Here is a 9,284-nt window from a genome sequence, read left to right as displayed (position 1 = left end):
ATATTTATGGACCTACAGAGGCTACTATTTATTGCAGTAGATATGCTACACAGGATTGGCAGGGACAATCCAGAGTTCCTATAGGTAAGCCGTTGAGTAATATGAAGCTATTTATACTGGATTCAAATTCTAAGGTTGTACCTGTAGGAGTAGCAGGGGAGTTGTGTGTAGGAGGAGATAGTTTAGCTAGAGGGTATATGAATAATGATGCGCTTACTACCTCAAAGTTTGTCACTTTAGAATCTTTACATCATACACGGGTATACAAGACTGGGGATTTGGCTCGTTGGTTACCAGATGGGAATATTGAATATTTGGGACGAATCGATGATCAGGTAAAAATTAGAGGATTTAGAATAGAGTTAGAAGAAATATCAAATTGTTTAAATCGCTACGATCAGATTGGTAAAAGCATTGTAGTTGTTAGCGAGAAAGGCGGAGATAAATTTATAGTTGCCTATTATGCTTCAGAAGCAGAGATTGCCAAGACAGATTTAAAAGAGTTTCTTTCGGATCATCTACCTGACTATATGCTGCCTACATTTTATGTTCATTTAACAGAAATCCCTCTTAACCCAAGTGGTAAAGTAGACAAAAAGAATTTACCAGAGCCAGAAATAGAATGGCAGCATAATTATGTAGCTCCATCTAATTTAATCGAACATCAAATTACAAAAATGTGGTCTGAAATATTGATGCTTGATGAGAAAATCATCAGTACAAATAAGAGCTTTTTCGAAGTAGGAGGCCATTCATTAAAAGCAATGATTTTGGTAAACAAAATTGCCAAAGAGTTTGACATAGTATTTCCTTTAGAAAAAGTATTTGAAAAGCCTACCATTAAACAACAAGCAGAATTTATAGACATCAACCAATGGTTGGTTAATGAGAGTGAAACAGATCTTGAGCAAAATACCGAAATGGTAGATGAAATCATTATCTAAAGAATTTTGAAACATTGCTTTTCAACACAATAAAAACTTCTTACAAATCATAAATAAAACATCGAAAATGGATTCATTAGAAAATCTCAAAAAAAGAATTGAGTTTAAAAATCTCAATAATGTTTTTAGAACGCTAACTGTATTATTATTTATAAGTTATGCCCAGCTAACAACATCACAAGAAAGAACTTCTTTCACAACAAATGGGAGAGAAGTAAATATAGAAAACTTCAATGCAGAAGTGAATCAAATGGTTGATGATATCGGAATTTCAGGATTATCATTAGCTATTATAGAGGATAATAAAGTGGTTTTTAATCATTTTTATGGAAATGAAATTGCATCTAATGACAAAAAAATCAATGATCAAACCGTATTCGAAGCAGCTTCTTTAACAAAGATGTACTTGGTTTATGTAGTACATCAATTAGTAGATAGCGGAAAGATCGATTTGGATAAGCCTATATACCAATATCGTATACATAAAGATTTAGAGCATGACCCTAGATATAAGCTAATAACACCTAGAATGATCCTTAGTCATTCATCGGGTATTGAAAACTGGAGTTGGAATAATAATAAAGAAGTGCTTGAAATAGTAAGCGATCCCGGAGAAAAATTTGTGTATTCAGGAGAAGGGTTCGAGTATTTAGCAAAAGTTGTTGAACAGATTCTAGATGAACCTTATGAGGATTATGTAAATACAAGGATTCTAAAACCTCTAAAATTACAGAACACATATCTTAAGTATAAAAAAGGAGAAGAAAACCCATTGGCAAGTGAATCGCCGTCGAACTATGCGAATGGATATGACGTATTCGGAGAGAAAGTAAATAAATGGAAGAACTACAGAACTATTCCTGCTTCGGGGGCACACACTACAGGAGAAGATTATGGGCAATTTTTAACATATTTCTTTAAAGAAGGTAATCTATCAAAGGAAAGAATACAAGATTTGGTTAAACCAATAGTACCTGTTGGAGATGGAAAATATCCACTGCACATGGGAGCTGGATTTTTCATGATTATGAATGATGGAAATCAGATAGCTTCTTTTAGTGGTAACAATACTGGTTTTAAAGCCGAATTATTTTACTCTGTTACAGAGAAAAGAGGTTTTGTGTTTTTTACCAATAATGATCATGGAAAATTGATCACAAAAGCACTAAATAAGCTTTCGGTTAATTTTAATATTGACTTTCTATTTGAAGATTCATTTTTCAAACAATATCCTAGTACAGCATTAAGTATTCAAAAAATATATAGAGAAGAAAAAAGTGTTGATAAGGTACTGGCAGAATTAGAAAAAATAAAATCCGAAGGAAATTTAACCGAAAACACATTAAACGAACTAGGAGAGTTATTTAAAAATAAAGAGCCTGAGCTATCCATGAAACTGCTAAAAGAGAATATTAAATTATTTCCTGAAAACCCTAATCAATACGGACTTCTTGCAAGTATGTATCTAAACAATAAAGATTACAAGTCGGCTTATGATTACTTCTTAAAAGCCAAAGAATTACAATTTGAATTATGGAATGTAGAAGCTGAACTTACCTATTGTAAGGAAAAAATTATTGACTAATAAATGCAGCTAGTATTAATCTGAAATATAAAAGAATACAATGAGTAAATCAAATATAATAGATGTGCAGCAATTGCCACTTTTGCTGTCATTAGATGACCTAAGTCCTGAAGATTTTATTAGTTATTATTTAAATAACAGAAAGGATATTGAAGAAAAATTACTGAAGTATGGGGCAATAAAATTTAAAGGAATCCGAATTAATGATCTGAAAAGTTTTCAGCATATAGTTAATTCTATTTCTGATAAATTTTTGAATTATATAGATGGAAATTCGCCTAGAATTAAATTGTCTGGTCATGTATATACATCAACAGAATATGATAAAACGCAAAAAATCACGATGCACAATGAGCTATCATATTCTGCAAAATGGCCTAATAAATTATTTTTTAATTGTTTAATTCCGGCTGAAACAGGAGGAGAAACTTTGCTTGCAGATAGTAGAAAAATCCTTCAGATTATGGATCAGGAAATTATAAAAGAGATTGAAAGTAAGGGGGTTATGTATATTCGAAATCTCAATGGAGGAATTTCTGGAATGGGAGTGACATGGCAAGAAACTTTTGAAACCGATGATAAAGAACTAGTAGAGCAGTATTGTAAATCAAACGGAATTGATTATGAATGGACAAACAAGGATAACCTTAGAATTAAACAGTACAGCAAAGGAATCATAACACATAGAGTAACGGGAGAAAAAATATGGTTCAACCAAATAGATCAATTTCATCCTTGCCATTTAGGTGAAGAAATATTCGAATCCATGAAGATCATTTATGATAGTCCAGAATGTTTCCCTATGTATGTCAAATTTGGAGACGGAACAGAAATTAGTGAGTCGTTTGTAAAAGAAATTCTAAGTACAATAGAAAAGGTAACCATAGCTCCTAAATGGGATAAAGACGAACTTCTAATTGTTGATAATGAGATGGTAAGTCATGGTAGAAATTCTTTTACAGGTAAGAGGCATGTAATTGTTGCAATGTCTGAATAAAATATTTTACAGAACAATGAGTCTAAAACAGAAAAAAATTATAGGAATTATTGGAGGAATGGGACCTCAAGCTGGATTAGATCTATTTCAAAATATTCTATCGAATACAAATGCCAAAATAGACCAACATCATTTGTCTACCATCCTAATGTCATTCCCAAGAGAAATTGTAGATAGAACATCATTTCTTGAAGGGCTTGTAAATGAAAACCCGGCTTATAGCATAATCAAAATTATAGAAAAATTAGAATTTGCAGGAGCAAATATCATTGGGATGGCTTGTAATACATCACATTGTCCTAAAATTCTTAATGTTATCCAAAAAGAATTAAAAGATTCTGGATGTAAAGCTAAACTTCTTCATATGCCCGACGAAACATGCAAACACTTAAAAAAAGTATATCAAAAACATGCTAAGGTGGGGCTTATGACGACAAACGGAACATACAAAACAGGTTTGTATAAAGACTTGTTAAAACAATATGATTTTGAGCCTATTGTACCAGACTTTCATTTTCAAGACCATGTAATTAATAGAATGATTTATGATAAAGATTTTGGTATTAAAACCTCTGTCAATGCAGATCATCCAGAATTGCAAATACTCCTAAATAAAGCGATATCATATTTTAAACAACAAAAAGTAGATGCTATTATATTAGGATGTACAGAATTATCCCTTATACTAAAAGAGAAATCTATTGAAGGAATGTCATTAATCGATCCCGCTAATATACTTGCAAAGGCATTAGTAAGAGAGGCTAAATATGATATCAGTTCTTTACTTAATATGTCTTTTGCATAATTAATTTACCCTATTCAACTTCAACTTGTAAAAATAATTACGAGTATTTAATCACTTAAAAATTCAAACGTTTTGATGAGAAATACGACAAAAATAAAATGGTTAGTCTTTTTCTTGATGCTTTTATGTACTCCCTTTTTTAATCATGCTCAAAATGATGAAAAAGTAACTCTAGAAGCTCAATTAGAAGAAGATATACTAAATTTGATAGAAGAGGGAGATATCCCGGGTCTAAGCCTTATTATAATAAAAGAAGGGAAACAGACCATTAAAAATTATGGATATGCAAATGTAGAAGAGAAAATTCCTGTGTCAGAACATACACGGTTCGAATTGGCTTCATGTAGTAAGGCTTTTACAGCTTTAGCTTTTCAAAGATTTATAGAAGATTATAAAGTTAATCTAGACACCTCTGTTTCGGTATATTTACCTTGGTTTGAAGTATATTTTGAAGAGAAAAGACAAGATATAACATTAAGACAGTTACTGCATCATACCAGTGGTATTCCACAACGAACGATTGCCGAAATTCCAGAGGGCAATACTCATAATGCTTTAGAAAATACAGTAAAAAGAATTGTAGGGATAGACTTGTCAAATCCTCCTGGAAATGAGTTTGAATACGCTACTATTAACTATGATATCTTAGCTCTTATTATTGAAAAGGTAAGCAAAAAACCTTTTGAAAACTATATCAATGATGTCATATTTAAAAAATTAAATTTAGATCATACGTCTATAGGGGTTTCCAGAAATAGTAAAGAATTATCAAAAGGTTACAAAATTAGTTTTTACGAAGCTAGACCCTATGAAGCTCCAATTTATAGGGGTAATAATGCTGCAGGTTATGTGATTTCTAATGCAGTTGATATGGCAAAATGGTTAAAATTTCAAATAGGAATTACACCATCTCCTTTGTATACATTGGCTCAAAAAACACAACGTAGGGATGCGACTGTCGCACCACAAGGAAATTCATCATATGCTATGGGATGGCAGGTTTCTTTATCTGGTAATGGAGAAATTTATCATAGTGGATTGAACCCTAATTTTACATCATATGTAACTTTAAAACCTAAAAAAGGAATTGCCGTAGCTGTATTGGCTAATTCTAACAGCAATTACACTAATATCATTGGAGATAGGGTAATGAATACGATCTCTGGCAATTTAGAAAAGAAAGAATATGATCCTGGAGATGGTAATGATGCAGCTTTTTCTTTGATATCTATTATTCTTAGTATTTATGTTCTATTAGCTTTACTTCATTTTGGAGTGGTTATTTATCAAGTAATAAAAGGGGATAGAAGGTATAAAAAGCTTTCTTTAAAAGGAGTAGGAAACCTCTTAAAATCGTTGCTTTTTGTTGGTGTTTTGTTATTGGGTATTGGAATGTTGCCAAAAGCTATGGCAGGATTTACCTGGGATGCAACCATAGTTTGGGCTCCTCTAAGTTTTATAGTAATGGTTATAGCTATAGTAGCAGCAACTGCTATTAGTTATTTATCCTATAGTTTGTCTTTCTTGTTTCCTGGAAATTCATCATTTAAACAAAAACTCCCAAAAATAATTCTGGTAAGTATATTTTCAGGAATATCTAATATGGCAGTTGTATTACTTATAACTTCTTCGTTCAATTCGGATATTGAGTTGAAATACTTGAGTTTCTATTATTTTCTTACCTTGATGTTATACATCACTGGTCGTAAATATGTTCAAATTACGCTAATTCATTTTACAAGAGATTTGATATACGAAAAACGAATAAAATTAATAGAACAAATATTTTCTACATCGTATCAAAAATTTGAAAAAATTGACAAAGGAAGAGTATATTCAACGTTAAATGATGATGTAGGTATGGTAGGTAATTCTGTAAACATGATTGTAAGTTTTGTTACCAGTTTAATTACCGTTGGAGGCGCCTTTATTTATCTTGCTTCAATAGAATTTTGGGCTACGGTAATGATTTTTACTACCATTGTTGCCGTTTCTGCCTTATATTTTGCAATAAGCAATAAAGCCGAAGTTTATTTTGAAGAAGCCAGAGATACTCAAAATACATTTATGCGCTTGCTAAATGGATTAATTGATGGTTTTAAAGAAATTAGTCTGCAATACAAAAAGAAGCTGGAATATAAAGGTGATATAGCCTCGGTTACCAATGTATTTAAAAATAAAACAGCCACTGCTCACATAAAATTTATTAATGCATACCTGGTAGGCGAATCTACATTTATTCTTTTATTAGGGATGATTGCTTTTGGCATACCAGAAATGTTTCCAGAGATTCAACTACACACCATTATGGGATTTGTGGTCATATTATTATATCTAAACGGACCTTTAAATACAATTTTCACTTCTATGCCAACCATTATGCAAGTAAAAATTGCATGGAATCGTATTCAAAGCTTTATAGACGAAATTCCTGCAAATTTAGATCTAGGAATACGTCCAGATGTTATCGATAAAAATTTAGTGTATAAACTAACGGCTAACGATATAACATATAAGTATGAAAATGAAAATGGTAAAGAAAGCTTCTCTATAGGGCCTGTAAATCTTGAAATAAACAGAGGAGAAATTCTTTTTATTATTGGAGGAAACGGAAGTGGGAAAACTACACTAGCAAAATTACTGACAGGACTATATCAATCCAATTCTGGAAAAATTGCTATTAATGATAAAGAGGTGACCCCTTCACAATTAAGTGAATACTTTTCGGTAGTTTTTAGCCCCTGCCATTTATTTCATAAACTCTATAATCTAGACTTGGATGATCATGCCGAAAAGGTTGAAAAGTATTTAAAATTATTAGGTCTTTTCGATAAAGTAGAGATAAAAGATAATGCGTTTAATACATTAAATTTATCTGCAGGGCAAAGAAAAAGACTAGCCTTGCTACAATGTTATCTCGAAGACTCGCCTATTTATCTGTTTGATGAATGGGCTGCAGACCAAGACCCTGAATATAGAAGATTTTTTTACAGAGAATTATTACCCGATATGAAGCGAAAAGGGAAAATAATTATTGCCATAACTCATGATGACCACTATTTTGATGTTGCAGATAAAATTATCAAAATGGATGTTGGAAGAGTTGATTTAGTATCAAATGACTATAAAGTTGATCACCTGCTAACACTGAGTAAAGTCTAACTTCGACCTCATTGCATTTTCCTATATATACATCCTAACAAGGAAGTTTAGATCAATTTAGATAATACCTCTTTTTATTTTACGTCAATGCCTATTGGCTGTATCACATATAAAACTATAGAAATGAATACCGTTTTAGAAAATACCATAGAAACATTGGGTTTCACAGGGCTTAATGACGATTTGTTTTCGATACTACCAAATATTGAAAAAGCAGAGCATGCACCATGTTTACACGTTTCTGATTTAGATCAACAAAACTTTTATAAAGATTGGGTGGCTAATAACAAGCCTTGTCTTATAAAAGAAGCGGTAAAGCATTGGCCCGCTACGCAAAAAGTAAAAGAAAAAGACTATTGGTTATCTATTTGTGATGATTTTCATATCAGGATATATCCCCATATGAATCATAATATGTGGGAAAGACAAAAAGTAGATAGTGAACGCATTACTTTTCATGAAGCTATTAAAAGACTTCATAGAAATGAAGATTATATATTAAGTATTCCTTCTGAAAAAATAGCTAAGGATAATAGGTTTTCTGGATTACTGAAAGAGATGCCAGGATTCTCTTTTCTATCTAATAAAATAAAACCAAGAATGTATGATCAAAGAAGGTTTTTCATGTATAGAAGAGCCGCTACTAGTTGGCATTATCATAATATAGATGAAACATTGATGTGCCAGGTTAGTGGGGCAAAAAAAGTTGTCTTATTACCTCCAGATGTTCCAAAGGCTAAATATATATGTGAGTTTTTGACAAATGAACATTATATGGATGGAAAGCAAATAGATGAAACATTAAAATTGGAGCCAATGATTGTTACGGTAGAAGAAGGTGATGCTTTATATATTCCTCCATATTGGCATCATGCTGTAGTTCCTGTAGATGATAATATAGGTTTTACATTAGCTTACTGCTGGAAAAGCCCTTGGTATAAACTTGGAGATTTTTCTAATTATTTTGTTAGAAAGTTATATAAGGACGGTTTTTGGCCATTAAAAATAACATCTCTATTAATGCCTTTTGTCGGAATTATTTCAATAACACATCATTTTACAAATAAAATCTATAGGGTGTTTAAACCATAGTTATATACCTCAATTACACAGACCACTCTTCCCAAAAATAATCACGTTTTCAACCCTTTGTTGAATAGGGCATCATGATAAATGATGTTAAGGTTAAAATTTAGTATGGAAAATTTATTATTAAAAATAAAAAAGAATAAGATCGGATTACACTTGGAGAAAGGTGCCTTACGATTGAATGTGCCTAAAAAAATAGATGCCAAAGAACTTCTGAAAGAAATTAAAAAGAACAAGGACGAGCTCATTAAATTTATTGAGAATACCCAATCTTTTAATTCTGAATATAAGGTGATCGAAAAAGCTCCGGAGAAAGAATATTACGCACTTTCTTCTGCACAAAAACGCATGTATTTTTTGTACGAGTTTGATAAAACTTCTCTAAATTATAATATGCCTCAGATTGTTTGTTTAGATGGAGATTTGGATCTAGATCTTCTGAAAAAAGTATTCAATACCTTGGTAATGCGTCATGAGAGCTTAAGAACCATTTTTAAAATTGTCAATGAAAATCCGGTTCAAAAAATAGTAGACCATCAAGAAATTGATATTGAATTTTTTAAAATTACAGAATCAGAAGTACCTAAAACCATTCAAGATTTTATTCGACCATTTGATTTAAATCATGGTCCTTTGGTTAGAGTTGGTGTGATTCGTTTAGCTGAACAAAGGCATATGTTGATGTTAGATATGCATCATATC

General features: G+C 31.6%; 7 protein-coding genes. All 7 read left to right on the top strand.

The genetic code is table 11. From position 1 onward, the window contains the following. Positions 1–944: non-ribosomal peptide synthetase (locus tag ABW637_RS21710; protein ID WP_367586839.1), on the top strand; the 944-nt coding region annotated here is incomplete at its 5' end. A 67-nt stretch (positions 945–1,011) separates the two neighbouring features. Next, positions 1,012–2,529: a serine hydrolase domain-containing protein gene (locus ABW637_RS21705; protein ID WP_367586838.1), complete on the top strand. Its 1,518-nt coding sequence runs from the start codon at positions 1,012–1,014 to the stop codon at positions 2,527–2,529. A 40-nt stretch (positions 2,530–2,569) separates the two neighbouring features. Further along, the gene (locus tag ABW637_RS21700; RefSeq protein ID WP_367586837.1) at positions 2,570–3,526 is read left to right on the top strand and encodes a TauD/TfdA family dioxygenase; all 957 of its coding nucleotides are present in this window, start codon (positions 2,570–2,572) and stop codon (positions 3,524–3,526) included. A 16-nt stretch (positions 3,527–3,542) separates the two neighbouring features. After that, on the top strand, positions 3,543–4,331 hold the full coding sequence (locus tag ABW637_RS21695; protein WP_367586836.1) for an aspartate/glutamate racemase family protein: 789 nt from the start codon (positions 3,543–3,545) through the stop codon (positions 4,329–4,331). Positions 4,332–4,406: 75 nt separating this feature from the next. Then, a complete protein-coding gene (locus ABW637_RS21690) occupies positions 4,407–7,493 on the top strand; it encodes a cyclic peptide export ABC transporter (RefSeq protein WP_367586835.1) in 3,087 nt (1,028 codons plus the stop codon). Between the two features lie 123 nt (positions 7,494–7,616). Next, entirely contained in the window at positions 7,617–8,585 is a 969-nt protein-coding gene (locus ABW637_RS21685; protein ID WP_367586834.1) for a cupin-like domain-containing protein, read from the top strand. A gap of 105 nt (positions 8,586–8,690) precedes the next feature. Further along, positions 8,691–9,284: condensation domain-containing protein (locus ABW637_RS21680; protein ID WP_367586833.1), on the top strand; the 594-nt coding region annotated here is incomplete at its 3' end.

Origin of the sequence: Aquimarina penaris (genome assembly GCF_040786285.1) — a bacterium.
GTDB lineage: Bacteria > Bacteroidota > Bacteroidia > Flavobacteriales > Flavobacteriaceae > Aquimarina.
This window is presented reverse-complemented; position numbering and strand designations above follow the sequence as displayed.

Excerpts from the sequence above, each read along its gene's own strand:
- ABW637_RS21690 (WP_367586835.1), top strand. The coding sequence starts at position 4,407 with ATGAGAAATACGACAAAAATAAAATGGTTAGTCTTTTTCTTGATGCTT.
- ABW637_RS21700 (WP_367586837.1), top strand. The coding sequence starts at position 2,570 with ATGAGTAAATCAAATATAATAGATGTGCAGCAATTGCCACTTTTGCTG.
- ABW637_RS21705 (WP_367586838.1), top strand. The coding sequence starts at position 1,012 with ATGGATTCATTAGAAAATCTCAAAAAAAGAATTGAGTTTAAAAATCTC.
- ABW637_RS21685 (WP_367586834.1), top strand. The coding sequence starts at position 7,617 with ATGAATACCGTTTTAGAAAATACCATAGAAACATTGGGTTTCACAGGG.
- ABW637_RS21695 (WP_367586836.1), top strand. The coding sequence starts at position 3,543 with ATGAGTCTAAAACAGAAAAAAATTATAGGAATTATTGGAGGAATGGGA.